Origin of the sequence: uncultured Fibrobacter sp. (assembly GCF_947166265.1) — a bacterium.
GTDB lineage: Bacteria > Fibrobacterota > Fibrobacteria > Fibrobacterales > Fibrobacteraceae > Fibrobacter.
The window spans coordinates 1-26,573 of the sequence record NZ_CAMVDO010000037.1; the positions used below are offsets into that span (position 1 = coordinate 1).

The following is a 26,573-nucleotide window of genomic DNA, read 5'->3' on the forward strand; positions in this document are numbered from 1 at the left end:
AACGCGACCCCGACGCGGTGTTCACCATAATCAAGCGCAAGGTAGTTCATAGAGCGAAATATAGCAATAAAGAATAGCGGTAGACTCGGCGAAAAAAATGGTCGCCAAGCGCGGGAAAATTTCCCCTTTTTACATTTTCTTGATTTTCGGCATTTTTAGGCGATAAAAAGCTATTTAAAAAGTTTACATTTTTCTATCTTTGAGCCCACTATGAGCAATTTGAAGAACGATTTATGGGTCGGCGTGGACGTTGGTTCCACCACCGTGAAGATTGCGGTCGTCGATCCAGAGACCAACAAGCTTTTGCATTATACTTACCAGCGCCACAACGCCATGCAGGCACAGAAGGTTTTCGAAGTGCTGCGCGAGGCGCATGGACTTTTCCCCGACAAGAATTTCAGGGTCGCTTTCTGCGGTAGCGGCGGTCAGCCGTTTGCCGAAGCCACCCACGCCTTCTTTGTGCAAGAAGTGGTGGCGAACGCCCTTGCAGTGCGTGCGACTTACCCAGAATCTAGGGTCGCCATCGAACTCGGTGGACAAGATGCAAAGGTGGTGTTCTTCGAAAAGGACAAGACCACCGGCAAACTCATCGCCTCGGACATGCGCATGAACGGTGTGTGCGCCGGCGGTACGGGTGCATTTATCGACCAGGTGGCCGAACTTTTGCGCATCAAGACCGAAGCTTTCGAAGGCTTTGCCAAGCGCGGTCAAAAGGTCTACGAAATTTCGGGCCGTTGCGGCGTGTTCGCCAAGACCGACATCCAGCCGATGCTGAACAACGGTATCGCCAAGGAAGACATTGCCCTTTCCAGCTTCCATGCCATTGCCAAGCAGACCATCGGTGGCCTTGCCCAGGGTATGGAAATCAAGCCGCCCGTAATTTTCGAAGGTGGCCCGCTGACCTTTAACCCGACGCTCGTCCGTGCATTCAAGGAACGCCTGGGTATTAGCGACGAACAGGCCATTGTGCCGGAACATTCCGAAGTGCTCGTGGCCATGGGTGCAGCCCTCTCCTTGGGTTCCATGTTTGCCGACCAGGAATGCTACTACCGCAAGGAAGGTTCTCTCGACGCGCTCATCCACTTTAACGAGACCCGCCAGGCCGAAAACAAGGCGAAGGCCGCTGCCGACTTGTTCTTCAAGAACGAAGCCGAATACAAGATGTTCCTCGAAGAACACAAGATGGCCGGCAACCACTACCCGCAGCCCGTATCGGGCTCCACGCTCAACGTGTATCTGGGTATCGACGCGGGTTCCACCACCACGAAGTTCGTGCTCATGGACGAGAACGAAAACATCGTGGACGGTTTCTACGCAAGCAACAACGGCGAACCGCTGCAGGTGCTCAAGAACGCTCTCAACGAACTTTCGGACCGCTACGAAGAATACGGCTGCAAGCTCAACATCTTGGGCGTAGGTACCACCGGTTACGGTGAACAGCTTTTCGCAAAGGCCGTGCATGCAGACTTCCACACGGTGGAAACGGTCGCACACGCCAACGCCGCCCAGAAGATTTGCCCCGACGTAAGCTTTATCCTCGACATCGGTGGCCAGGACATGAAGGCAATCTCCGTGCAGGACGGCGTGGTCACGGGTATCATTTTGAACGAGGCCTGCTCTTCCGGTTGCGGTTCGTTTATCGAAACCTATGCCCGCAGCCTCGGCATCCCGATGGAAAAGATTGCGGAACTCGCGTTCAACGCGAAGAGCCCCTCTCAGCTGGGTTCACGTTGCACGGTGTTCATGAACAGCTCCATCATCACCGAACAGCGTGACGGCAAGCAGCCCGAAGACATTATCGCGGGTATCTGCCGCTCCATCATCAACAACGTTTTCACGAAGGTGATCCGTATCCGCAACCTGAACACGCTCGGCAAGAAGGTCGTGGTGCAGGGCGGAACGTTCAAGAACAACGCCGTTCTCCGCGCCTTCGAACAGTACACCGGCTTAAAGCCGATCCGTCCGGAACGCCCGGGCGAAATGGGCGCTATCGGTATTGCTCTCCTCACCAAGAAGTTCATGGAAGAAAAGCGCAAGACCGAACCGGAACTCAAGAGCCGCTTTATCGGGCTTGACGCCATGAAGACCTTCAGCTGGCACAACCAGCCGGGTCAGCTCTGCCAGTACTGCACCAACCACTGCTCCCGCACCATCGTGACCTTTAGCGACGGCCAGAGCTTCGTGACGGGTAACCGCTGCGAACGCGGCGAAGTCACCGCCGACCCGAACGATCCGAAGACCAAGGCACTCATCGCCGAAATCAACAAGAAGATGCAGGCCGTGCCCGACATGATCAAGCGCACGAACCAGCTCTTGGTCAAGGACTACGCTCCGGCAAAGCTTGTGGAGAACAACGGCAAGACCATCGGTATTCCGCGCGTGCTCGAATTCTGGGCATCTCTCCCGTTCTGGAAGGCCTTCTTTACAAGCCTCGGCTACACCGTCGTGGTAAGCCGTCAGAGCGACTACAAGATGTTCGAAGCGGGCCTCCACAGCGTGCCCTCTGACACGGTTTGCTTCCCGGCAAAGCTTGTGCACGGCCACGTGCTCAGCCTCATTGAAAAGAAGGTGGACCGTATTTTCTTCCCGATGATGGTTGCAGTGCCCAGTGACCACACCAAGTTCACGGCAACGTCCGTTTGCCCGGTGGTGCAGGCCTACCCGAACGTTTGCAAGAACACCGACGAGCCCGAAAAGAATTACGGCGTTCCCATGGACCAGCCGATTTTCCACTGGTTCAACGCCAAGCTCCGCAGAAGCCAGACCATCGACTGGTTCCACGAAAACTGGAAGCTCGACAAGAAGCTTTTGGACAAGGCCGTAACCGAAGGCGAAAAGGCCCTCAACAGCTACCGCACCACGCTCCTTGAAGAAGGCCAGAAGATTCTGGACGATGTTCGCGCCAAGAACAGCTTTGCCGTTGTGATCGCTGGCCGCCCCTACCACGCGGACACGCTCATTAACCACAACATCGCAAGCCACTTTACCGCCATGGGCATTCCGGTGCTTACCACCGAATCGCTCCCCGGCGTGTACGACCAGGATGTGCCGAGCCACACCCGTATCGAAATCAAGAACACCTTCCACTTGCGCATGATTGGTGCCACCATGATTGCCGCGAAGGATCCGAACATCGAACTTGCACAGATCGTAAGTTTCGGTTGCGGACACGACTCGATTTTGACCGACGAAATGATGCGCATGCTGCACCTTGATTCCAACAAGGAAATGCTCATGCTCAAGCTCGACGAAGGCGATGCCCGCGGCCCCGTGGGAATTCGCGTCAAGAGCTTTATCGAAACGGTGAAGGCCCGCCGTGCAGCAAACCTGCCCGACAAGCCCGAAAGCAACGAACCGCTGTTCCATACGCCGTTTGTGGCCGAAGACAAGAAGCGCCGTCGTATTTTGACGCCGAACCTCTCCCCCGCCTTCTCTGTTCTCGCGAGCGAATACATGAAGCGCGAAGGGTTCATCGCCGAATACCTGCCGGTCGCCGACCGTAAGGCCATTGAACTCGGCAAGAAGTACGTGCATAACGACATCTGCTTCCCCTGCCAGGTGAACATCGGCGAAGCGCTCCATTGGCTCGTCGACCACCCCGAAGTTCCGCAGAACGAAGTTTCCATGTGCCTTGCCAAGAACTGCGAAAACTGCCGTGCCGTGCAATACGCAGTGCTCGCCCGTAAGGCACTTGACGAAGCGGGCTTCAAGGACGTCACCATCATTACGACTGGCGTGGACTACAAGGGAATGCATCCGGGCTTCCAGCTCGGTCTTGACTTCCGCCTCCACATGCTGTGGGGCCTGGTCACAATGGATGCCATCGAGACCATGTACCGTGCGGTCCGCCCGTACGAAGTCAACGCCGGCGACACGCAAAAGATTTACGACGAATGGATGCCGAAGGTGATTTCTGTTGCAGGTCACCTCTCCACCACGCAGCTCGTGCGCCCCTCCAAGCTGATCGAAATATTTGAACAGTGCATCGAGGCGTTCAACTCCATCGAGATTACCGAAGAGCGCAAGAAGGGCATCCGCAAGCCGCGCGTTGCCGTGCTTGGCGAAATCTTGATGAACTACCACCCGAGCGCAAACGGATTCGTCGAAAACTACCTGATGAACAATGGCATGGAAGTCTACCTGCCGGGCATGACAGACTTCTTCCGCGTGGACGAAGTGGTGCGTGCCGAAAAGGTGAAGCGCGGATTCTCGGCGAACCCGATTATGGACCGTGTCGAAGGCGGCGTGACGGCGAAGGTCTACACGCATGCCGTGGAAACCGCCCGCAAGTCCATGCACAAGTTCAAGCTCTATGAACACCATGCAGACTGCGTGGAACTCAAGGATTACGTCAGCGACATCATCGACCCGACCTACAATACCGGCGAAGGCTGGATGATTCCGGGCGAAATCCTGTACAACGCACAGCACGGTGTGAACAGCTACATCATTTTGCAGCCATTCGCCTGCCTTGCAAATCATATCTCTGGCCGTGGCCTTACCAAGGCCGTAAAGGAACGCTGCCCCCACGTGCAGATTCTTTCGCTCGACTATGACCCGGATACCAGCTTTGCAAACATCGAAAACCGTCTGCAGATGCTCATCATCAACGCAAGAGAACTGGAGAAAGCGAATAACAATTGATAATGGATAAATGATAATGGATAATTTGTATTCTGGTGGAAAAGCTTTATGAAGAAAGACAATTTAATTGCCGAAAAAACAAAAGCCTTCGCCATCCAAATTATCCATCTTTATCTTTTTTTGTCCAATGAGAGAAAAGAGTACGTTCTATCCAAGCAAGTTCTTAGAAGCGGAACAAGTATCGGTGCAAATGTAAAAGAAGCAACACAAGCACAGAGTAAAGCCGATTTCATTTCGAAAATGTCCATAGCCTTAAAGGAAGCTTCAGAAACAGAATATTGGCTAGAATTACTTAAGGAAACATCATTCCTTAAAGAAAACCAATTCAAAGAAATCTACGAGGAAAATGAATCTATTATCAAGATTATTACGAAAATAATCAAAACATCAAAAATTCTTCCTAACAACAATTAATCATCAATCATCCATCATCAATCATCAATTAACTAAATGCTCAACGTTTCTAATGTCAGTCTTCAATACGGTAGCCGCGTCCTCTTCAAGGAAGTGAACCTTTCCTTCAAGCGTGGCAACTGCTACGGAGTCATCGGTGCGAACGGCGCCGGAAAGTCCACCTTCCTGAAAATCCTTTCGGGCGAACTCGAGCCCAACACCGGCGAGGTCACCAAGGACCCGGGCGAACGCATCGCCGTCCTGAAGCAGGACCACTTCGCCTACGAACAGAACACCGTTCTTGAAACCGTCATGATGGGCTTCCCCGAACTCTACGAGCTGGGCAAGAAGCGCGACGAACTCTACGCGCTCCCCGAAATGACCGAAGAACAGGGCATGCAGGCCATGGAAATCGAAACCCGCTTCGGCGAAATCGGCGGCTACGAAGCCGACTCCAACGCGGCCGTGCTTCTGAAGGGCCTCGGCATTCCCGAAGAATTCCACTACAGCCTCATGGCAGACTTGGACGCCGGCCTCAAGGTGCGCGTACTCCTCGCCCAGGCACTGTTCGGCAACCCGGATATTCTGTTGCTTGACGAACCGACGAACCACTTGGATTTGGAAACCGTCGGCTGGCTCGAAGACTACCTCGAACGCTTCGAAAACATCGTGATCGTGGTGAGCCACGACCGTCACTTCCTCAATGCGGTCTGCACCCACACTTGCGATATCGACTACGGCAAAATCAACATTTACGGCGGTAACTACGAATTCTGGTATGCAGCTAGCCAGCTCGCCCAGAAGCAGCGCAAGGACCAGAACCGCCGCGCCGAAGAAAAGATTGAAGAATTGAAGGCGTTCATCCGCCGCTTCGCCTCTAACGCCGCCAAGGCCAAGCAGGCCACCAGCCGTAAGAAGCTTTTGGACAAGATGACCGTCGAAGAAATGCCGGCATCCAGCCGTAAGTTCCCGTGGGTCAACTTCAAGATGGACCGCGAACCGGGCAAGATCGTGCTAGAAGTCAAGAACGCCACCATCGACGGCGGCGACGGCATCATCTGCAAGAACTTCGACTTCAGCCTGAACAGTGGCGACAAGGTGGCCCTCGTCGGTGAATACGACACGCTCAAGACCGCCTTCTTCCAGCTCATCGCCGAAGAAACCAAGGCACCCGATGGCGTGCTCAAGTGGGGCAACACCATCAGCTACAGCTACTTCCCCAAAAACAACGACGCCTACTTCGGTACGGACCTTTCCCTCGTGGATTGGCTGCGCCAGTACAGCAAGGAACAGGACGAAACGTTCATCCGCGGATTCCTCGGCCGTATGCTCTTTACCGGCGAAGAAGCCCTCAAGAGTGCAAACGTGCTTAGCGGTGGTGAAAAGGTGCGTTGCATGCTCTCTAAGATGATGCTTGCGAACGCCAACTGCCTGCTCCTCGATGAACCGACCGCCCACCTCGACTTGGAAGCCATCACGGCCCTCAACAACGGCCTCACCGCTTTCCAGGGCCCGATCATCTTCTGCTCCCAGGACCACGAATTCGTGCAGACGATCGCGAACCGCGTGCTCGAACTGACCCCGAACGGCGTCATCGACCGCAGCATCACCTTCGACGAATGGCTCGAAACCAAGAAGAAAAAGAAGTAATATAAAAGGGGGGAAGTCTCCCCCTCGCTTCATAAAAAAGACTTAAAAAGACGAAAGATTTATTCTTTCGTCTTTTTTATTGCGCTACCCTCTCGAGCGGGGGCACCCCGCAACGCCCCCTATTTAAACGAGGAATTTTACTTTGTCACAATCACGCGATTTGCAAACAGCACCTTCGTTCCGCTATCGACGCGAACAAAGTAACTTCCCTTCGCCTTCACAAGTTCCTTGAGCGGAACCGATGTAGAACTGCTGTAATAGCGGCTAGAAAGTTTCTTGCCGTTCATATCGAATACGCTCACGCGTACGCTCGACGCACTCAATGTCAATTCCAAATTTCCGTGGTGATAACCGACGGAAGCATTCGCAACCGTTTTCACGGCAGGCGCAACCTTCGTTGTTCCTTCAGAATTTGACGAACCCATTTCCCAGTCGCTCGGTACGCGGGCAGCGATGCCGCGGCCAGCCGTACTCATGTACACAACGCCATAAGTATTCATATCGCCCATCACGAATTCGCCGTTGGCAAGGCCGCCGTATTCGTGACCGTCGTCATTGACGCGAGTCCAGGTTTTACCCTTATCGTCAGAGCCGAACACACCCGTCACTTTACCGACAGTTGCGAACACATAAATCGCCGGGTAGCCGCCCTTTTCCTTGGGTGCGCCATAACCCACCGCTTCGCAGTAACCGACACCTTCAACCGCAGCCCAAGTGGCACCGCCATCGGTTGAATGCAACAGTTTTCCACTAGCGGGCGTACCATTCGACGGATCCTGAATAGCGACAGGCAGCCACAAGTCGCCCTCGTAGCCCGGAATGGCACGGAACTTCTTGAATGCGCTTTCACCAGGCGTACTCACAGCCTTGAAGCTTGCGCCCGCATCGGAACTCTTGTAGAACTTGCCGTCCGCCTTGGTATAGGCGTAGAACACGTCGTCGTTTTCAGGGTCGCCCACCACATACGCGGTGTTATCGATTCCCGAAACCTTTTCCCAAGTCGTGCCGTTGTAATTGCGATAGACATCGGTCGTTCCTTCCATCGGAACCCAGATGGTGTAAGTACCTTTTGCCGAAAGAGCCACCGTGCCCTTAGCCGCTTTTTCGTCAGGCCCTGTATAGGTCTCGACAGTCCAAGTCTTGCCCGAGTCAAGCGAATACTGCACCGGGGCAATGGGAATTGCATTGTACTGGCCTTCATAGGCGCGCTTGTCAGCCACCTTGGCCAATTTACCGCTCTTGGGAGCATAAGCAAGGCCCTGCGTCGTACCCAGCGATACATTAGAGCCGCCCACATTCGTCTGGTGCCTAAAGGCGGGATATTTTGCGATGTCATCGTGACGGAATCCGTCGTAGTCACCGATAATCGAAACCATCGGGCCGCCCGGAATGCTCACCACTTCAAAGGGCACCGTTTCTTCGACACCATGCGCCGAAAAATGCCACACCTGGTTCATGGTGAGCTGCGGTTCTTCCCAGGAATTCTCCGCTTCCTTGTACACATAATCGCTCAGGTTGTCGCAGCGGAAAATGCCGTTACCCGAAGTCACAAAGACGCGGTTGTTGTCAAACGGATCCATGGCAACGCTACCGGACCAGTGAATAGAACCGTTATGCATCCAGCCAATTCCATTGGCATCCATCTGCTTGGTCGTCGGATACACACCGCCTTCCATCCAGTAATACTTGAAGCTTGCAATCCAGGTTTTGCCGCCATCGGTCGTGTGGTAAATGTTAGTACCCCACTGGTCGCTCCACTTGCCGCTGGTATCGCTCGTGGCCGTGTACCAGAACTGCGGACCACGGTAACCTTCGGTCGTCACCACCATTTCGTTTGCATTTTTCGGATTGATAGCAATACCACCATAAGGGGCAATGTAGGGGTAATATTCTTCGCAAGTCTTGCCGGTGCCGCCTGCGGCTTCGCAGTCGACCATGCCTTTCACGTCCACCTTGTCGTACTTGGCATCGCCGCCTTCGTCCAGGAAGTTTTCCGGAGAAACGTCGGACCAAGTCGCCGACGCCACATCAAGTTGCAGCACCGCGCCACGACCAAAGCCGTCGTAAATCATGCCCCAGCCTTCGTCCCACATCATGGAATGCGGCCCCGCACCATCGGCAAAGGTCACCGTCATCTTCTTGCCATCACCCGAAATCACCGCACGCTGCGGCATCAGGCGCACAATGCTCCCGCCGGCCGTGCGACGCAGAGAATCCGGAATCGGCAAGGCCTTCCAGCTTGCACCGCCGTCAGTCGAGGTGAAAACGTTTTCGAACGTTCCCTTGGCTGTAGTCCCTTCGCGAAGGAACCCCGCGTACATCACCTTGGAACTTCCCGGAGCAAACTGAACAAAGCTGAATCCCGAACCATTCCAAGTCGTATCGCTCCCTGCAGCGGTTTTCCAGGCATCCACATGGCTCCAATTCGTTCCATTATCCGTCGATTTCCAGAGCCCCTTATTCTTGGAGCCATAAAACATTATCTTGGAATCGTTCGGGTCAATCGCCAGGGCCTCGCCGTTTCCGCGGCCCATGCCATTGCCGTGAGCGCCAAAGCGCGTCACCTTGGAGCCCTTGGTTCCATCTTCGTCCCAAGTGTAAAGGACATCCCAAGATTCACCCTTGTCGCTACTGCGGAGGAACGCCGTACGGCCGTTGTTCCAGTAACTGGTTCCCGCCACCATATACACAACGCCCGATTCCTGCGGGTCAACGGCAATGGCCTCGATACCCAAAAGGCCTCGCTCGGAAACATCGACCCAGTCCATCATCGATTCCCAGCGGGCAGTCGATTCATTCCAGCGGTAAGCGCCGCCCACGTCGGTACGGGCATAGAACAGTCCCTTGTCGACCGGAGACGCTATCACGGCGGAGACGAATCCGCCCCCGCCCATGCTCACGTTGCTCCAGTTAAATTCCGCCGTAGCCGCCTGCGAAAGTGCCGCCGTGGCCACCATCGAAAAAGCAATATGCTTCAAATTTTTCATAATCAATCCCAAAACACTTATTTTCCTCAAAAATAAATTTATCCCTCTTCAAATGCCATTTTTTTCGTATCTGCCCCCAATTTCCGTTTTGATACTTTCAACACCCGCGCATATCCAGGTACAAAGCCTCCAAAAAACGCAAAAATCCCGCTCAAAGAGCGGGATTTTCACTTATTAAGCTTTACTCAAATTCTTGGTAGAAGCTCGCAGAGCGAGGCCACTTATGGATTAGCGGCGTTTGCCCTTCTTGCCCTTCTTACCCTTGGCCGGGGCCTTTTCTTCTTCCTTCGGCTCTTCCTTCTTCGGTTCAGCCTTCTTCTTGGTGTCGCCACCGCGGAGATCCTTCATCTTGAAGGAGACGTTCACTTCGGCGGTCGTCACCTGAGAGGCGAGTCCACCCGGATCACGCACCTTGAAGCTGAATTCGTCAAGGCCACTGAAGCCCTTGTTCGGCATATAGGTGAAGGAACCGTCACGTTCGTTCAGGTTGATCTTACCGTTGCGCGGCTTCTGCACCAGCTGCACGGACACCGGCTTTTCACCATCGGGGTCCTGCACACCGGCCATCAGGCCTTCGGCAGCGCTCACCTTGAGTTCTTCACCTTCCTGTGTCATGTAGGTCTGAGCCGTTGCGACCGGAGCGTCGTTTACTGCGATCACCGTGAACAGTGCCGTCTTAGAAGCCTTGGCACCTTCGGGGTCCGTGACCGTGAAGGTAATCTTTTCAGGCTTGCCGTTCCAGTTCGGGTGCGGCTGAGCAACCGTAGCGGTCTTCTTGTACTTGTCGTACTTCACTTCGAGGAACTTGTTGCCGGTAAAAGACCACTTGAGTTCATCGAAACGATGATCCTTGTCGCGAGCAAACTGATCGAGCTTGATTACCGCCAAGACACCGTTGTTGTCGTCTTCCTTGATGGTAAAGTCAGGAATATCGCGCATAATCGGGGCGGCATTCACATGCTTCACGGTAAACTTCACCATGGCCTTGTCAGAAGCACCGGCCGGGTCCTTCGCGGTAAAGATAAGGGTTTCTTCACCGAACCAATCCGGTTTCTTCGGCTTCACGATCGCTTCGCGGTTTCCGTTAATCTGAACAGCGAGGTTCTTTGCACCGGCTGCAGCCCACCTGATTTCGGTGTTCTTGTGGTCGGGGTCAGAAACATACTGGTCAAGCTTAATCGGCTTGAAAGTAGAGCCCTGCAGCGTTTCCTGGTCAGGAATCTTCTTCACGACCGGAGGATCGTTCACCGGCTTCACCGTGAACTTCACCTGGACAGAAGCCTTTTCGCCAGCCGGGTCAAACACGTTCACCGTCACGGTTTCCATACCGTTCCAGTACGGGTTCGGAGTTTCAGCCTGGAGCAAGCCCTTTTCGTTAATCATGAAGTTGATCTCATGCTTCACGGCAGGACCACCCTTACCCTTCTTGCCCTTCACGTTCGGAACATCGTTGTCGAGCGTCCAGGTCAATTCTTCGAGAGAGTTATCGGGGTCGTTCACCATCTTGCTGAAGTCAACCGGAGCAAAAGTTCTCTTTTCTTCGATCACAAACGGCTGCACCGGCTTGAGGGTCGGCGGGTCGTTCACCGGAGTGACTTCGAAGGTAGCCTTAGCAGAAGCGGAGGCACCGGCAATGTCCTTCACCGTGAAAGTGAGGGTTTCCTTACCGAACCAGTTCGGGTTCGGAGTCAGCACCTGGGCACGGGTACCCTTGATATCCACCTTGAGGTCCTTATTGCCGGTCACAGTCCAGTGGAGTTCATTGGGCTTGTTATCCGGATCTTCGGCGGCCTTGGAGAGGTCAACTATTTCGAAACGTTCCTTTTCCTTGATCTTCTGGCCTGCAATATGCTTGATAACCGGAGGATCGTTCACAGGCACCACTTCGTAGGTGATCTGCTGGGTAGCGCGAGCACCTTCGGGGTCATACACGTCAATCTTGATCTTTTCGGTACCGCTCCAGAACTTGTCCGGAGTAGAAACGACGAGTTCCTTCTTTGCATTGATAGAGGCCTTGAGGGCGCGAGCCGGAGCCACTTCAATCTTCAGAGCAGACAGCGGATGATCCGGGTCAGAGATATACTGAGCAAGATCAAGCGGCTTGAAGTGTTCCTTTTCCTGGATACTCTGGATTGCAATCGGCTTGATTTCCGGAGCGTCGTTCACGGATTCAACCTTGAAGCTCACCGTCTTGGAGTCGGAAGCGCCTTCGGGGTCCTTCACAGTGAAGGTCACGTTGCGTTCGCCGTTCCAGTACTTGTTCGCAATCTTCACGCGAGCAATATTCTTGCTGTCGATTTCCACCTGGAAGTCATCCACCGGAGCCGGAGCAGGTTCTTCGGCAGCTTCTTCCTTGGCACCCTTCTTGCCCTTCTTAGCGGGCTTGGCCTTCTTGGCGGGCTTCGGAGCCGGAGCGGCATTCACCTTCGAAACGTTCACAGACCAAGTCAGTTCAGAGAGCTTATGGTCAGGATCGTGTACGAACTTGTTCAGGTCGATTTCCTTGAACGTACCCTTTTCCTTGATCTTCTGGTCAGGAATGTTCTTGAGCACCGGAGCGTCGTTCACGGAGGTGATTTCAAATGTCACCATCTGAGAAGTTTCAGCGCCATCCGGGTCCTTCACGATAAGGACCATGGATTCCGGAGCGCACCAGAAATTCTTGTCCGGAGCAGAAACGGTAAGCACACGGCTCGGAGAAATTTCAGCCTTGAGCTGCTTGTTGCCCGTCACGGTCCACTTGAGTTCGCTCGGCTTGTTATCCGGATCCTTCACGTATTCGTCGAGCTTGATCTGCTTGAAGAGTTCCTTTTCCTTAATCTTCTGGTCAGGAATCTTCTTGGCGATGACCGGAGCGTCGTTCACGCGAGTCACTTCGAAGAGCATCTTGTGGTTGGCAGAAGCGCCTTCCGGGTCGGTCACCGTGAAGGTCACCGTTTCCTTGCCGTTCCACTGCGGATCCGGCACTGCGATCTGGACGGTGTTGTCCTTACGCATATTCACCTTGAGGAACTTGTTGCCAGAGACAGTCCACTTCAGCTGAGCGGTCTTGTGATCCGGGTCAGTAGCGAGGTTAGAAAGGTCGATGGTCCTGAACACACCGTTTTCACGGATAGTTTCACCCTTCGGTGCGCTGGCAGAAATCACCGGAGCATCGTTGATGGAACGCACTTCGTAATGGGCGGTCTTGGAAGCCTTGGCACCTTCCGGGTCAGTCACCGTGAAGGTAATGTCAGCAGCACCGTTCCAGTACTTGTTCGGAATCACGATCGTTGCAACGTGGTTGTTGTCCACCTTGACACTCAGGCCATCCTTGGCAGACGAAGTCGGTTCAGCAGCAGCGCCCTTCTTGCCCTTGGCAGGAGCGGCGGCAGACTTCGCCTTCACGTCGAAGGTCCACTTGAGTTCGGAATTCTTGTGGTCCGGGTCCTTCACGAGGTCGTCAAGCTTGATCTGCTGGAACTGCTTCTTTTCGTCGATGGACTGGTCCTTGAGTTCGCGAACGAACTGCGGAGCATCGTTCACCGATTCCACCGTGAAGACCACAGAGCGGCTGTCAGAAGCACCTTCGGGGTCCGTCACCGTGAACTTGATGGTTTCGGCACCATGCCAGTTCGGGTTCGGCGGAAGCACGGACACGTTGTGGCTAGCATCCATGGCAACCTTGAGTTCCTTGGCACCTTCGATCTTCCACTTGAGCTTGTTCTTCGGATGGTCGAGGTCTTCGACATGGTTGTCGAGAGCGATAGACTTGAAGCTACCCTTTTCCTTGATGGTCTGGCTAGCAATATCCTTCATGACCGGAGGATCGTTGATGGACTGCACGGAGAATGCGGCAGTAGCCTTGGCAGAAGCGCCTTCGGGGTCCGTCACCGTGAAGGTAATCTTTTCGGAACCGTTCCAAAGCGGGTTCGGAGCCTTGATGGACACATCGCCGTCCTTGGAAATGGAAACCTTGAGGTCCTTGTTGCCCGTTACTTCAATCTTGAGCTTGTCGTAAGCGTGGTCAGGATCCTTCACCAGCTGCTTCAGGTTGAACGACTTGAATTCTTCCTTTTCCTTGATGGCCTGGTCGTTGATCTTGCCGATGGTCGGAGCGTCGTTCACGGACTGCACCGTAAAGGTTGCCGTGCTGTGAGCCTTGCCGCCATCCGGATCTTCCACCTTGAAGGTGATTTCTTCGGAACCATTCCAGTACTTGCTCGGAATCACAATCTTCGCCATGCGCTGGCCGTCAACAGTCACCTTGAGCTGCGGAGTATAGCCCTTCGGAGCGCCCTTAGCCGGCTTCACGTCAAAGCTCCAGGAAAGCTGATCCTGCTTGTGGTCGGCATCCTTCACGATATCGTTCAGGTTGATAATCGCGAATTCGCGCTTTTCAGGAATGCTCTGGTCCTTGATGGGCTTCACGAATTCAGGAAGGTCGTTCACGGATTCCACCGTAAACTTCACCGTACGCTTGTCAGAAGCGCCTTCGGGGTCCGTCACCGTGAAGGTAATGTTTTCGGAGCCGTTCCAGAACTTGTTCGGGGTCGTAATGGTTGCCACGCGCTTTGCGTCAATCATGACCTTGAGGTCCTTATTGCCGGAAACGGTCCACTTGAGCTTAGCCTGGTCGTGGTCTTCGTCAGAAGCAAACTTATCGAGTTCAATGGGCTTGAATTCGTCCTTTTCCTTGATAGTCTGGTTCGCGATATCCTTCATGACCGGAGGATCGTTGATAGACTTCACCGTGAACACGGCATCGGACTTGGCAGAAGCACCTTCGGGGTCCGTCACCGTGAAGGTCACCTTTTCAGAACCGTTCCAGTTCTTTGCAGGCATCTTAATCGTAGCGACACCATTCTTGTCGATATCGATCTTGAGCTGCTTGTTACCAGTAACCGTCCACTTGAGGTCCTTAAAGGCATGGTCAGGGTCAGAAGCATATTCGGAGAGATTAATCTGGGCAAATTCATGCTTTTCTTCGATCATCTGGTCCGGAATCTTCTTGAGCACCGGCACGTCGTTTACGGACTGCACCGTGAACAGAGCCTTAGAAGAAGCCTTCGCACCTTCGGGGTCTGTTACCGTGAAGGTGATTTCGGCTGCACCGTTCCAGTACTTGCTCGGAATCTTGATGTTAGCCACATGCTGGGCATCAATTTCGACAGAAAGTTCGCCATCCTTGTTACCCTTGGACGTCGACTTCACATCAACCGTAAACTGGAGGTCAGAAAGCTTGTTGTCGAGGTCGCGAACCATTTCGCCGAGCTTGATCGGCTGGAACTGGCCCTTTTCCTTGATCGTCTGCGGAGCAACCTGCTTCACAAATTCAGGAACATCGTTCACCGATTCAACCGTGTAAGCAACGGAGCGTTCGTCGGTTGCGCCTTCGGGGTCGGTCACCTTGATGACGAGCGTTTCGGAACCGTTCCACTGCGGAGAGGGCGGAACCACCTTCATCACGCGGCCACCGTCGATGGTCACCTTGAGTTCACGGTTACCCGTCACGGTCCACTTGAGCTTTTCCTTGGCATGGTCGAGGTCTTCGACATACTTGTCGAGTTCCACCGGCTTGAATTCGCCCTTTTCCTTGATGGTCTGTTCGGCGATATCCTTCATCACCGGCGGGTCGTTGATAGACTTCATCGTGAGCTTCATCTGCGTAGAAGCCTTGCCACCGTCGGGGTCAACAGCAGTAAAGGTGATGGTTTCGGAACCATTCCAGAGTTCGTTCGGGGTCTTGAAAGAAACTTCGCGGGTCTTGTTATTCAGGTTGACCTTGATATCCTTGTTACCCGTAATGTCGATCTTCAACTGGGAGAAATCGTGATCGGCATCAGAAAGGTAATCTTCGAGCATCACAGAAGCGAATTCGCTCTTTTCTTCGACAACCTGGTCAGGAATCTTCTTAAATACCGGAAGGTCGTTGATGGACTTCACCGTGAAGGTCACAGCCTGCTTGACAGAGGCGCCTTCGGGGTCAGACACGGTAAAGGTCACGACTGCGGAACCATTCCAATTCTGTTCCGGGATTTCAATCGAAGCAACGTGATCGTCGCCCACATTCACAGCCAACGTACCGGACTGGGGTTCCTTGCCCTGGTGCTTCACGTCGGCTTCCCAAGAAAGTTCGGAATTCTTGTGGTCGGCATCCTTCACGAATTCGTCGAGTTTGATCTTTGCGAAGGTCTTCTTTTCGTCGATGGTCTGGTTCGGAATCTGCTTCACGAACTGCGGCACATCGTTCACGGAGTTCACCGTAAAGCTGTTCTCGGATTCGGCGCAGGCACCGGCCGGGTCACAGACCTTGAACTTGATCGATTCAGAACCGTTCCAGAGTTTGTTCGGAATCTTGATGGTGGCGGTCTTGCCGGCAATGTTTACGGCAAGGTCCTTGTTGCCAGAAACGGACCACTTAAGTTGTTCGAAAGAGTGGTCAGGATCCTTAACCAGCTTATCCAGTTCGATAGGCTTGAACTCCTGCTTTTCGTCGATGGTCTGATCCTGGACTTCCTGAACAAATTCAGGAGCGTCGTTCATGGACTTGACCGTGAACTTGGCGGTCGTCTTGGCAGACGCACCGGCAGGGTCGGTCACCGTGAATGTAACGGTTTCGGAACCGTTCCAGAATTCGTTCGGAATCTTGATGTTTGCAGAACCGTACTTGTCGATATCGAACTTCAGGTCCTTGTTGCCCGAAATGGACCACTTGAGCTTCATGACATCGTCATCCACATCGGCCACGTAATCAGTGAGGCTGATGGATTCGAATTCATTCTTTTCTTCGATGGTCTGGTCCGGAATCTTCTGAAGAACCGGAGCATCGTTGATCGGCTTTACAACAAAGTTTGCGGTCTTGGAATCCGAAGCGTATTCACCATCGGTAGCCGTAAACTTAATCTTGGCAGATCCATACCAGTTCTGGTCAGGGATAATGACGGTCGCCACGCGGTTCGGGTCAATTTCCACATTCAGGTCACCGTCGGCCTGGTCCTTCCCCACCGGGGAAATGTCGAATTCCCAAAGAATCTGGTTCTTCGGATGGTCGGGGTCAGAGACGTAATCGTCGAGCTTAATCTTAGCGAAGGTCTTTCCTTCATCGATCGTCTGATCCGGAATCTGCTTCACCACGGGCGGGTTATTCACGGATTCGACGTTGAAGTTCACCGTTTCAGAACCTACGGCACCCTTCGTATCGGTTGCCATGAAGGTAATATCTTCGGAACCGTTCCAATACTGGTTCGGAATTTCTATCGTCGCGATTCGGTCGGGAGATATAGATACCTTGAGTTGCTTGTTGCCCGAAACAGACCATTTAATCTGATTGGGCTTGTCCATGTCGTCGGATACATAGTTGTCCAACTTAATCGGAGCAAATTTTTTGCCTTCGTCGATAGATTCACCCGGAATTCCCATCACCGAAGGTGCGTTATTTTCAACAGCCGGAGCCGCATCGCCAGATTCCTGGGCAACGCCCACGGAAGCAAGTAATCCGGCAGACGCCAAGAGGGCTGCTACAGACCAGTTTTCACGTTTCATTTATGATCTCCCATAAATTTCTTCCAATTACACCTTTTGCTTTCACAAAACTAGAACCGCACCCGGTAGTCCGAGCGCAATTTTACGAGGTCAAATATAATGAATTTATGCGTCAAAAAGCACAAAAACGGCAAAATGTAGCAAAAAAACGCACTTTGTCCTTAGCGGAATTTACCGCACTTTGCGTAACTTATTGAGTATCAACAAGTTAGAAAAATTCCATCCAAACGACGCTTTTAGTGTTAAAAAAATTTACAAAGAATTTACATTCAAACGGAACAAAAAGTTCCGAAATTAAGCCGTTTCGGGGAATTCAAAAATGACAAATACTTGCCAAAAATCTATCTTTGCAAGAAACATCAAAACAAGCTAGGTAAAAAATGAAATTCGTATTCCTCTGCGACGCCAATTATCTTAAGGGCGACATGGTCAACTTCGTGAACAACTTCCCCACCAACCACGAACTGGTGACGATGACTTCCGACGAACTGCTCCAGACCAAGTCTATTTTCGAAGGCACGTTTGCCGTTCTCGCCGAACGTACCACCTGGCAGAAGAATTTCAGCCTGTTCCGCTACTTCGGCCTGTTGCCGCTTCTGGAAGTGCTTCCGCTCGGTATCGTGAGCCGTTCCCGCCGTAGCGAACCCCTCAAGGGCCGCACCCAGAACAAGAACCAGGAAATCTACTTCAACCCCTCCTCTTCTGCAGAAGAACTCTACCTCCAGGTCGATAAGTTCGTCGCAGCTCCCCCCGCAGGATTCACCTATCCCCGCGGCTCTCAGAAGGCTTAATAAGGGGCCATGCAAAAAAAGGTCTTAGAAGACCTGTATAGGCAAGGTGGGTTAACCAGTTTCGTTTTCCCCGGCGACGCTGATATTCCACTTGAGCCTCTGCAAAATATTGCGCTGGCGATGAACGCCGGCGCTCGTTTTATGCTCGTCGATTTTTCGGGCAAAAACGCATTCAAGGGAAACGCCCCCATTGCAGCACAGAACCTGTTCGAAAGCCTGCTAGACCACGACATTCTGGAAAAGCTCCAGAACGAGCCTAACGGGTGGATTGTTACGGGTTCCAGGTGTTTTCCTCAAAACGACGACCAATTCCGGACCCTATACCACAATCTGCAACAAATCAAGGCCTCTGTTCCCCAAGTTGTCGCCATTCTCCCGCTAGACATAAACGACCAGGAAGCGTACTACGCCAAGCTGATTTCCAGGCTCATCGTCATAGACGGAGAGAGCGTCGAGGAAGCCTCCGCCTTTCTGGAAGACCTCCCCCATTTCAACAAGGCCGACCTGCTTTGGCTCCTGCCGCAAAAGCCTAACCGGAAAAAATACTATCACGCATACAGGGCGATTCGGCGCAGCCATTCCTTTTTCAAGGAAATTCGGAATTGCGATTGGAGAAAGAACCCCGCAGATTTTGCAAAAATCTTAGAGCAGCAGCACAAGATTTCGATTCTCGAAAAGAATCCGCTTGACGGATCGTCCAAGGTTTTCAGGACATTTTTCCCGCTACTTCTTATCATAGCCATTATTATTCCGTTCCTGTTCGTCACCGAGATAGAGCCCGTATTGTCAAATACGCGTAATCGCTCACACGAACGCGACAGGCTCTCCGTGGCGCCCTCGTTTGAATACACCTTCGACGGCAAGGAGTCCATGCAGCGAATCGCGCGCTACGCCATCGGAAGATTCAACGCCGTTATCACCAACGAGTCGATGATTCGAAAATACGTCGGCATCACGCTAGAAGAAAACGGTTTCCCCAAGAATTCGTGGGACAACAAGAACAAGCAAAATATTCCTCCGGCAGGAACCATTATAAAGTTTTCTAGACCGGACTACATTGGAAACGTGGCCTCCGATTCCATTGGTGCCGCCTGGAAATACTGGACAACCGTTGTTTCGGATAGCGTGGCCTACCTCACCGAATTCTACCACGCGAAGGCAACCGCAAATTTTAGACAACATAACGGCATAGACGTAGCAAGCCGCCAAGGCGCAAGAATTCTAGCACCGTTTGCCGCCAAGGCCTGGACCGCACGCGACGAACGCGGAGGTATCGTCATCGGCCTTGTCCGCCAAAAGGACGTCATCATATTCATGCACTGCGACCAGTTACTTTATTTGGACGGACAGGAAGTGATGGCAGGAGACCCCATTGCAACAGTAGGGCTCACCGGACACACCACAGGACCGCACGCCCATATAGTCACCGGTCTTATCGACAAGAACGGAGACAAGCGCATCGGTAACGTTAGGTACAAAGTAATCAACCCGATTCAGTGGTTCTACATGTTTAAGCCAACCGCCGATGCTGTACGAACTCGGTAAACGTCCCTGTTGAAAAAAGCTCAACACCTCCCTGCAAGTGACCCTAATCACAAACATCGTCAAAAAGTGTTCTCTAAGTGTTTTTTCGGGCCTGTTGTAAGTTAATTGTTACATCGGAGCCCTCGCCAAAAAACAAAGTTTTAAATAACTTTACTGCTGGAATTAGGGAATTGGCTACAACAAAAAAAGAAAGGATAAAAAACAAATGAAGTTCAGTGTTTTGGCTTTTGTAACCATTACCGCAGCCCTTCTTACCGGATGCTCCGGAGTCGTCACACCCAAAGCAGAAATCGCTTCACACGATTCAGATCACAACATTCCTGCCATCGACCAAATGATTATCTCTTACAAGCAGGATTACATCAACAAGTGCTACATTCCCGTCGCCAAGAAGCATCCGCCTGAAAACGCATGCCAGGCAGAACTTTTCCAGATGCTTGAACGCAGCTATCATTTGGACTACAACCAGAACCACGTGGCTATGGCCTCTAACAAGTTGCTGTTCAAGGACATAGATGCAAAGATCATCGAAATGTCCAGAAACGATCCCGAAGTTCGCAACGCCATTCGCGCAGGCGCCTTCAGAAGCACGAGCGAAATGCTCAGCTACTACCACGAAAAGTACCATTTCGACACCCAGATCGAACAGTACTAAAAATCAGCAAATTTTACGAGAGAGAAAAGCCCGCAGCCGTTTCGGCTGCGGGTTCTTTTTTCTATATTTACACCCGCATTTAACGATAAAAACAACCCGAAGAATTCTATCGCTCCGATAAGCCAGAGGCCAAGGTCCCTGAGCCTGTCGAAGGGCCTAGATGACTGAAGGAATAAAAAGAGACAAAATCATGGGAAAATCACTCTATCAGAAGATTTTTGAAAGCCACACGGTAGCTAAGCTCCCGAGCGGCCAGTGCCAGCTCTTTATCGGGCTCCACCTCTGCCACGAAGTCACGAGCCCGCAGGCTTTTGCGCAGCTCCGCGAAGAAGGCCAGAAGGTGCTGTTCCCGGAACGCACTTTCGCCACGGTCGACCACATCATCCCGACCACGTTCCCGGAACGTAACCGCCCGCTCCAGGACGGCATTTCCGAAGAGATGTTCTCCCATATCGAAAACAACACCAAGAATAACGGCATCAAGTTCTTTGGCCCCGGCACCTGCGAACAGGGCGTGATCCACATCGTGGGCCCCGAAGAAGGCGTGACCCAGCCGGGCATGACCGTTGCCTGCGGTGACTCCCACACGGCAACGCACGGTGCATTCGGTGCTATCGCGTTCGGTATCGGTACAAGCCAGGTGGCCGACGTTTTGGCCACCCAGACGCTCGCCATGAGCCCCTTGAAGACTCGCCGCATCAAGTTCACCGGCAAGCTCAAGCCGGGTGTGACCGCCAAGGACGTTGCCCTTGCCTACATCGCCAAGCTCGGCGTGAACGGTGGCGTTGGCTACGCTTACGAATTTGCCGGTCCGGTCATCGAAGAAATGGGCATGGAAGGCCGTATGACGGTCTGCAACATGGCTATCGAAGGTGGCGCCCGCGTCGGTTACTGCAACCCCGACGAAAAGACTTTTGAATACCTCAAGGGCCGTCCGTACGCCCCGAAGGCTGACAAGTGGGACGAAGCCGTTGCTTACTGGAAGTCTGTGGCTACCGACGCCGACGCCCAGTTTGACGACGAAGTCGAAATCAACTGCGACAACCTCGAACCGATGGTCACCTGGGGTATCACTCCGGCACAGGCCATTCCGCTCAACGGCAACATGCCGAAGATCAGCGAATTCGAAGGCAGCGAAAAGAAGGTCATCTCTGAAGCCTATGAATACATGGGCTGGGAAGAAGGTTCCAAGATGATTGGCCGCCCCATCGACATCGCCTTCGTGGGTAGCTGCACCAACGGCCGCCTCAGCGACTTGCAGGCCGCCGCCGAAATCATCAAGGGCCACAAGGTCGCCCCGACCGTGAAGATGTGGGTCGTTCCTGGTTCCATGAAGATCAAGGTGGAAGCCGAAGCTCTCGGTCTCGACAAGATTTTCAAGGAAGCCGGTGCCGAATGGCGCGAAGCGGGCTGCTCGCTCTGCCTCGCCATGAACCCGGACAAGCTCAAGGGTCGCCAGGTGAGCGCCTCCTCCAGTAACCGTAACTTCAAGGGCCGTCAGGGCAGCCCGTCGGGCCGCACCATCCTCATGAGCCCCGCCATGGTGGCCGCCGCCGCCATCGAAGGCAAGGTCACCGACGTCCGCAAGTACATCAAGTAACGCAAGGAGATTTAAAAAATGAATTCTATCGACATTGTTAAAGGTTCCGGCGTTCCTGTACGCGGCAACGACATCGACACTGACCGTATCATCCCGGCACGCTTCCTCAAGTGCGTCACGTTCGAAGGCCTCGGCGACAACGCCTTTGCCGACGATATCGCTGGCCTCGCCGCTCAGGGCAAGGTCCACCCGTTCCGCGATCCGGCCTACAAGAACGGCTCCATCCTCGTTTCGAACCAGAACTTCGGTTGCGGTTCCAGCCGTGAACACGCTCCGCAGGCCCTGAAGCGCTGGGGCATCCGCGCCATCATCGCCGAAAGCTACTCCGAAATCTTCTTCGGTAACTGCGTCGCCATCGGCGTGCCCTGCTACAAGGTGAGCCACGAAGTTGCAGACAAGATTCTCGCCTGGATCGAAGCACACCCGAGCGAAGAACTCGTCACGAGCACCGAAAGCCGCACGCTCAAGATGGGTGACGAAACCATCGAGCTCACGCTTGCCGACGGCCCGCGCGGTCAGTTCCTCGACGGTTCCTGGCACGCACGTTCCGCCCTCATGGCCAACGCCGACAAGGTGCAGGAACTCGCCAGCAAGCTGCCGTACATGCAGTTCCTTAAGTAGACGAGAGGACGGCCCTACGGGCCTACAGACGAGAGACAAGAGATGTCTTTCGGAATCGTCTGTATGAGGCGTCATTGCGAGCGTAGCGAAGCAATCCACCTCTAATCGTCATTTTGGAGCCGCAGGTCCCTGAGCTTGTCGAAGGGTGCGGCGATAGGATCCACAAGCAATTCAAAAGCGTCCAGGTTCAAAGCCTGGACGTTTTTTTATATTCTACCCCATGAGACTTGCAAAGATTACACGGATGAAACGAAAGGCACTTGTCGTTAGTGTAACGATTCTCTGTTGTTGGGCCTGCTGCGGATTTTTCTGCACAAGTGAGTGGGATTTGTACCAACCCTGCGGGCTACAAATACGCATAGATCCACCCGAAAATTCCGATTCTGTTCATCTTTCAGTCTACAACGATGGGTCCATCTATCACCTGTTTCGAGATAAAGTTATCCACCCCAAATCCAATCCTGCAGATTCGTTCAGAAGCCTCAGCGTAGCCGAGGACACTGATGACTTAAAGGATTCAGACTGGGAGTACGGCCGATTTTTCATGGCGGAAACTGTTTTTTGCGGTAATAAGAAGACAATATTCCCCGTAGTTTCGTTCAATGTACGTAAAGGAAGAGCTTCTGCCTTTATTGAAACCTTTTACTCTACGGAAAGAGCCTACTATGATTCCACAGGAACAAGATCTACTTTGCACGAACACTTTGACTATGATTCATCTTTACCGCCAGATTATGATTTTGCGTCTATTGACAAGGATTCCACATACTACATAGTTCAGCGGTTCATTCCCATTGTGAACGATTGTGGTATAGACTCTACTTATTTCATTGAAATCGATTATACAGAAGAATGCCATAAACAAAGTGATAATTACCTGTTTTGAGTAACGATATTTTTAGGGCGGATAGGATTCACGAAACCCATGCTCACCTCACCCATCGACAACATCCTCGTAGAAAAGGCGAAGCGCCAAATGCACTTGCGCAACGGCGATAAAATTGTCAAGACGTACCGAATTTCTTTGGGCAAGAATCCGGTGGGTGCGAAGGTCAAGTCCGGTGACAACAAGACGCCCGAGGGCAACTACACCATCGAGTGGCACAACCCCAAGAGCAAATTTCATTTATCGCTGAAGATTTCGTACCCGAACGCGGAGCAAATCCAGGCCGCAAAAGTTAGCAACTACGAACCCGGCGGCGACATCATGATTCACGGCTACCCGAACAAGGTTCCGGCATTTCTCTTTAAGTTTTGGCACAAGTGGAAGGACTGGACTGCCGGCTGCATCGCGGTCACCAACGACGAAATCGAAGAAATCTACGCCGCCGTCAAGGACGGCACGCCGATAACCATCAAGACTTAAAATGCCGGGTTTTAGGACGTTCCCCTACCCTAACAAATCAAGCATCTGCCGGGGCGTGACAACAACAGGAGTTTCAGCGATTCTTACAGGCGAAAATCCGAATTTAGGTCTGTTGAGAACAACCCTATATTCCTCAAGAATTTTTTCATTCAAAACAGGGACTATACGTCCATCAAATACAGCCTGCAAAACGAAACCTGGAACAGAATCCCATTTCAGAAAAGCAGACACAAGAACATTCGTATCGATTACAGCATAATGCTTCATCGACCATTCCTTGCCGCGTCGATTTCTGCATTGATTTCGTCCAAAGACATTTCGGAAGCGCCAGCACGAGCCGCATCGGCGGAAAGTTGCTGCATGGTATTCAGCATCCTGCCGGCCATTGTCCGTCCAGAAGCATCATAAAAAGTTCGACGTTCTGCCACAAACTGCGGAACAGTTGCGGAAGAAACCTCAAACGGAATTCGACGTTCACGCACGACCGCACGAGCGAAGACATTGATAGCCGTCGTCATGGACATGCCGAATTCTTCGCACAATTCGTCAAATTCCTTTTTAAGGTCGGATTCCATCCTGATGCTGAATGTAGTCTGCGACATAAAACGTCTCTTTAGGTTTTATTATACATCTAATATACATAAAAACACACCAAAAAGCAACCTATTTGACACTTAATTCTCATATTCAGGGCAGTTTCCTATTTTTCTATATTCTACCCCATGAGACTTGCAAAGATTACACGGATAAAACGAAAAGCACTTGTCACTAGTGTAATGATTCTTTGTTGTTGGGCCTGCTGCGGTTTTTTCTGTACAAGCCAGTGGGATTTATACCAGAGCTGCGGACTAATAATAGATATAGAGCCACCCGAAAATTCCGATTCTGTTCATATTTCCGTATACAACGATGGGACTATCTATCATTTGTTTCGAGATACACTTATCCACCCCAAATCAAATTCTGCAGATTCTTTCAGAAGATTAAGCGTCTACGAGCACGAAGACGACTTAAAGGATTCGGACTGGGAGTATGGCAAGTTTTTTATGGCAGAAACAGTTTTCTGCGGAGACAAAAAAACAATATTCCCCGTAGTTTCGTTCAATGTCCGTAAAGGAAGAACTTCTGCCAGGATTGAAACCTTTTACTCTACGGAAAGAGCCTTCTATGATTCCACAGGAACAAGATCTACTTTGCACGAACACTTTGACTATGATTCATCTTTACCGCCAGATTATGATTTTGCGTCTATTGACAAGGATTCCACATACTACATAGTTCAGCGGTTCATTCCCATTGTGAACGATTGTGGTATAGACTCTACTTATTTCATTGAAATCGATTATACAGAAGAATGCCACAAAGAAAGTGATAATGCTCCGCCATGGCCGTTTTGAATAGAGGCTTAGTAAATGAAGGCAACCTTCTTTATCATATTGGTTCTAGTTGCGCAAGTTCTTGCGGACTCCCCCCGCATAATAGGTTACGACGGTGATGATCCGGAGGCATACGAAGCAAGTGTCGACTCGATGCCAATCATAGCGGATTCCGTTACAAAACTCTTTTCTCTGCCAGACTCATCCTTAATACACGCTGCAACAGACGCATATTCTTTTGAAGCGGTTTTTAACCCCATACGGGACAGCCTTATTCTTTTTTATGCGGAACACCCCGAAGAACCGCTGGATTCACTACGGCAAGAGGTTTTGCTTTATTGGTCGTGCCGGTACCTGCTACGTTGTTATACACGAAAGCCCATAGGAAGTGGATTTTTCATCTCACGAGGGCAATTTCAAGTTTTTGAAGACAATGACGAAGAAGGAATCGACCAATTATCCTCAATCCTTCCAGATACATCGTATTATTGGATATACCTTGAGCAAAAGCAGCATATCGATTCAGCAGTAGCACTGCAAAAACCAAAGATTCGCCATAAGGTACAAAGCGCACTCTCACAACTAACATACCGGATGCAGCGGGATTCTTTATCCAAAAAAGAACGTAGGGAACTCGTACAACTTATGGACCGGCAAATCGACTCCGTTGCAACGGATTACCATCTGGGAATGTACGGGAGATCTCAGTTAGGGCGTTTTGCCTCTCGTCGAATGTTCGCATTGGACCTTTCTTTCTTCATGGCGATGCCGACCATTGATGAATCCTTCAACAAAATCAGGTTCTACGGCGGGGACATTTCCGCAAAGGCAACAACGTCAAAAGGGGACTTCGGTTTAGGATTTAGCATCGGCTTCGGAAAAAACGAAGGGGACGACATCCATTACGAAGACATCTACCACAAGGGTGGTGAAACCGCAGGCGGTGTAGCTCCGTACCTCAGTTACGGCTATCCGGTTTTCGACAATACGGATCATAGGATTATCCCTACGGTCAAATTATGCCACTACAGCGGTAGTTCCGGGGATGAATCTATCCCGGCTGAGGACGATAAGCACGAGCAGTTTTTCTATTCCTTGGGATTTCGTTACGAATACACCGTCAATGGCCCCGTCGACAATGAGGACTATCGAAATGTTTCCGCGACAATCCATTTCGGCTTCGACGTAAACATGTATGCCGCCGACGTCATCGCCATCAGGGCCTTTATTGGGCTTGGCTTGGGACTATTTAAGTAAACAGCCTTAGCGCATATACTTCGACTTATACCCGTGATTTTCCTTGGGACGGAGATCGTTGGGGTACATCACGTCGGTATAGATGTCTTCTTGCAGCTGTTTCACGAGCTTGTACACTTCTGCATAATTGGCGATGCTATCGATGGAAATGCCCGCGTTGGTAG

The 26,573-nt window shown here is 52.0% G+C and carries 14 protein-coding genes and 1 pseudogene; 11 read left to right on the forward strand and 4 right to left on the reverse strand.

The features are described from left to right. Positions 1-210: 210 nt before the first annotated feature. From Q0W37_RS13170 to Q0W37_RS13180, 3 genes are read left to right on the forward strand one after another with little or no spacing between them, the layout of a single operon-like run. A complete protein-coding gene (locus Q0W37_RS13170; protein ID WP_297702014.1) occupies positions 211-4,644 on the forward strand; it encodes an acyl-CoA dehydratase activase in 4,434 nt (1,477 codons plus the stop codon). Between the two features lie 48 nt (positions 4,645-4,692). Then, positions 4,693-5,058: a four helix bundle protein gene (locus Q0W37_RS13175; protein ID WP_297702015.1), complete on the forward strand. Its 366-nt coding sequence runs from the start codon at positions 4,693-4,695 to the stop codon at positions 5,056-5,058. Between the two features lie 36 nt (positions 5,059-5,094). Next, positions 5,095-6,687 (forward strand): ABC-F family ATP-binding cassette domain-containing protein, encoded by a 1,593-nt coding sequence (locus tag Q0W37_RS13180; protein ID WP_297702016.1) that lies wholly within the window; start codon positions 5,095-5,097, stop codon positions 6,685-6,687. Positions 6,688-6,824: 137 nt separating this feature from the next. Here Q0W37_RS13180 and Q0W37_RS13185 read toward each other — a convergent pair whose 3' ends face one another. Together Q0W37_RS13185 and Q0W37_RS13190 are read right to left on the reverse strand one after the other, a co-directional pair. Then, positions 6,825-9,674, reverse strand: a complete 2,850-nt coding sequence (locus Q0W37_RS13185; protein ID WP_297702017.1) for a T9SS type A sorting domain-containing protein — start codon at positions 9,672-9,674, stop codon at positions 6,825-6,827. Between the two features lie 228 nt (positions 9,675-9,902). Then, positions 9,903-17,198, reverse strand: coding sequence for a tandem-95 repeat protein (locus tag Q0W37_RS13190; protein WP_297702018.1), 7,296 nt, complete (start codon positions 17,196-17,198; stop codon positions 9,903-9,905). Positions 17,199-17,578: 380 nt separating this feature from the next. Here Q0W37_RS13190 and Q0W37_RS13195 point away from each other — a divergent pair, with 380 nt between their 5' ends. The 6 genes from Q0W37_RS13195 (at position 17,579) to Q0W37_RS13220 (ending at position 23,776) form a co-directional block, all read left to right on the forward strand. After that, positions 17,579-17,989 carry a hypothetical protein gene (locus tag Q0W37_RS13195; protein ID WP_297702019.1) on the forward strand — a complete coding sequence of 137 codons (411 nt, stop codon included), beginning with the start codon at positions 17,579-17,581 and terminating at the stop codon, positions 17,987-17,989. A gap of 9 nt (positions 17,990-17,998) precedes the next feature. Beyond that, positions 17,999-19,534 (forward strand): M23 family metallopeptidase, encoded by a 1,536-nt coding sequence (locus Q0W37_RS13200; protein WP_297702020.1) that lies wholly within the window; start codon positions 17,999-18,001, stop codon positions 19,532-19,534. Between the two features lie 205 nt (positions 19,535-19,739). Beyond that, a complete protein-coding gene (locus Q0W37_RS13205) occupies positions 19,740-20,189 on the forward strand; it encodes a hypothetical protein (protein ID WP_297702021.1) in 450 nt (149 codons plus the stop codon). Between the two features lie 190 nt (positions 20,190-20,379). Next, positions 20,380-21,789: a 3-isopropylmalate dehydratase large subunit gene (gene leuC / locus Q0W37_RS13210; protein ID WP_297702022.1), complete on the forward strand. Its 1,410-nt coding sequence runs from the start codon at positions 20,380-20,382 to the stop codon at positions 21,787-21,789. Between the two features lie 18 nt (positions 21,790-21,807). Beyond that, complete coding sequence (locus Q0W37_RS13215; RefSeq protein WP_072978188.1) at positions 21,808-22,410, forward strand: 3-isopropylmalate dehydratase small subunit 2; 603 nt, start codon at positions 21,808-21,810, stop codon at positions 22,408-22,410. 925 nt (positions 22,411-23,335) lie between these two features. Next, positions 23,336-23,776 (forward strand): L,D-transpeptidase family protein, encoded by a 441-nt coding sequence (locus tag Q0W37_RS13220; protein ID WP_297702023.1) that lies wholly within the window; start codon positions 23,336-23,338, stop codon positions 23,774-23,776. Between the two features lie 93 nt (positions 23,777-23,869). Here the strand turns inward: Q0W37_RS13220 and Q0W37_RS13225 are convergent. Then, a pseudogene (locus Q0W37_RS13225) lies at positions 23,870-24,043 on the reverse strand (putative toxin-antitoxin system toxin component, PIN family); the annotation flags it as partial. Beyond that, positions 24,040-24,378 (reverse strand): type II toxin-antitoxin system RelB/DinJ family antitoxin, encoded by a 339-nt coding sequence (locus Q0W37_RS13230; protein WP_290996114.1) that lies wholly within the window; start codon positions 24,376-24,378, stop codon positions 24,040-24,042. The pseudogene Q0W37_RS13225 and the gene Q0W37_RS13230, both read right to left, overlap by 4 nt. A 444-nt stretch (positions 24,379-24,822) precedes the next feature. On the opposite strand from Q0W37_RS13230, the gene Q0W37_RS13235 reads away from it, so the two are divergent. Then, the gene (locus tag Q0W37_RS13235; RefSeq protein ID WP_297702025.1) at positions 24,823-25,173 is read left to right on the forward strand and encodes a hypothetical protein; all 351 of its coding nucleotides are present in this window, start codon (positions 24,823-24,825) and stop codon (positions 25,171-25,173) included. Between the two features lie 624 nt (positions 25,174-25,797). Then, a complete protein-coding gene (locus Q0W37_RS13240) occupies positions 25,798-26,409 on the forward strand; it encodes a hypothetical protein (protein ID WP_297702026.1) in 612 nt (203 codons plus the stop codon). The last annotated feature ends 164 nt before the right edge of the window (positions 26,410-26,573 follow it).

Bases quoted from the DNA above. Each gene is read 5' to 3' on its own strand.
- Q0W37_RS13190 (WP_297702018.1), bottom strand. From the start codon at position 17,198: ATGAAACGTGAAAACTGGTCTGTAGCAGCCCTCTTGGCGTCTGCCGGA.
- Q0W37_RS13215 (WP_072978188.1), top strand. From the start codon at position 21,808: ATGAATTCTATCGACATTGTTAAAGGTTCCGGCGTTCCTGTACGCGGC.
- Q0W37_RS13180 (WP_297702016.1), top strand. From the start codon at position 5,095: ATGCTCAACGTTTCTAATGTCAGTCTTCAATACGGTAGCCGCGTCCTC.
- leuC (WP_297702022.1), top strand. From the start codon at position 20,380: ATGGGAAAATCACTCTATCAGAAGATTTTTGAAAGCCACACGGTAGCT.
- Q0W37_RS13235 (WP_297702025.1), top strand. From the start codon at position 24,823: ATGGCAGAAACAGTTTTCTGCGGAGACAAAAAAACAATATTCCCCGTA.
- Q0W37_RS13200 (WP_297702020.1), top strand. From the start codon at position 17,999: ATGCAAAAAAAGGTCTTAGAAGACCTGTATAGGCAAGGTGGGTTAACC.
- Q0W37_RS13240 (WP_297702026.1), top strand. From the start codon at position 25,798: ATGGACCGGCAAATCGACTCCGTTGCAACGGATTACCATCTGGGAATG.
- Q0W37_RS13185 (WP_297702017.1), bottom strand. From the start codon at position 9,674: ATGAAAAATTTGAAGCATATTGCTTTTTCGATGGTGGCCACGGCGGCA.
- Q0W37_RS13230 (WP_290996114.1), bottom strand. From the start codon at position 24,378: ATGTCGCAGACTACATTCAGCATCAGGATGGAATCCGACCTTAAAAAG.
- Q0W37_RS13170 (WP_297702014.1), top strand. From the start codon at position 211: ATGAGCAATTTGAAGAACGATTTATGGGTCGGCGTGGACGTTGGTTCC.
- Q0W37_RS13205 (WP_297702021.1), top strand. From the start codon at position 19,740: ATGAAGTTCAGTGTTTTGGCTTTTGTAACCATTACCGCAGCCCTTCTT.
- Q0W37_RS13195 (WP_297702019.1), top strand. From the start codon at position 17,579: ATGAAATTCGTATTCCTCTGCGACGCCAATTATCTTAAGGGCGACATG.
- Q0W37_RS13220 (WP_297702023.1), top strand. From the start codon at position 23,336: ATGCTCACCTCACCCATCGACAACATCCTCGTAGAAAAGGCGAAGCGC.
- Q0W37_RS13175 (WP_297702015.1), top strand. From the start codon at position 4,693: ATGAAGAAAGACAATTTAATTGCCGAAAAAACAAAAGCCTTCGCCATC.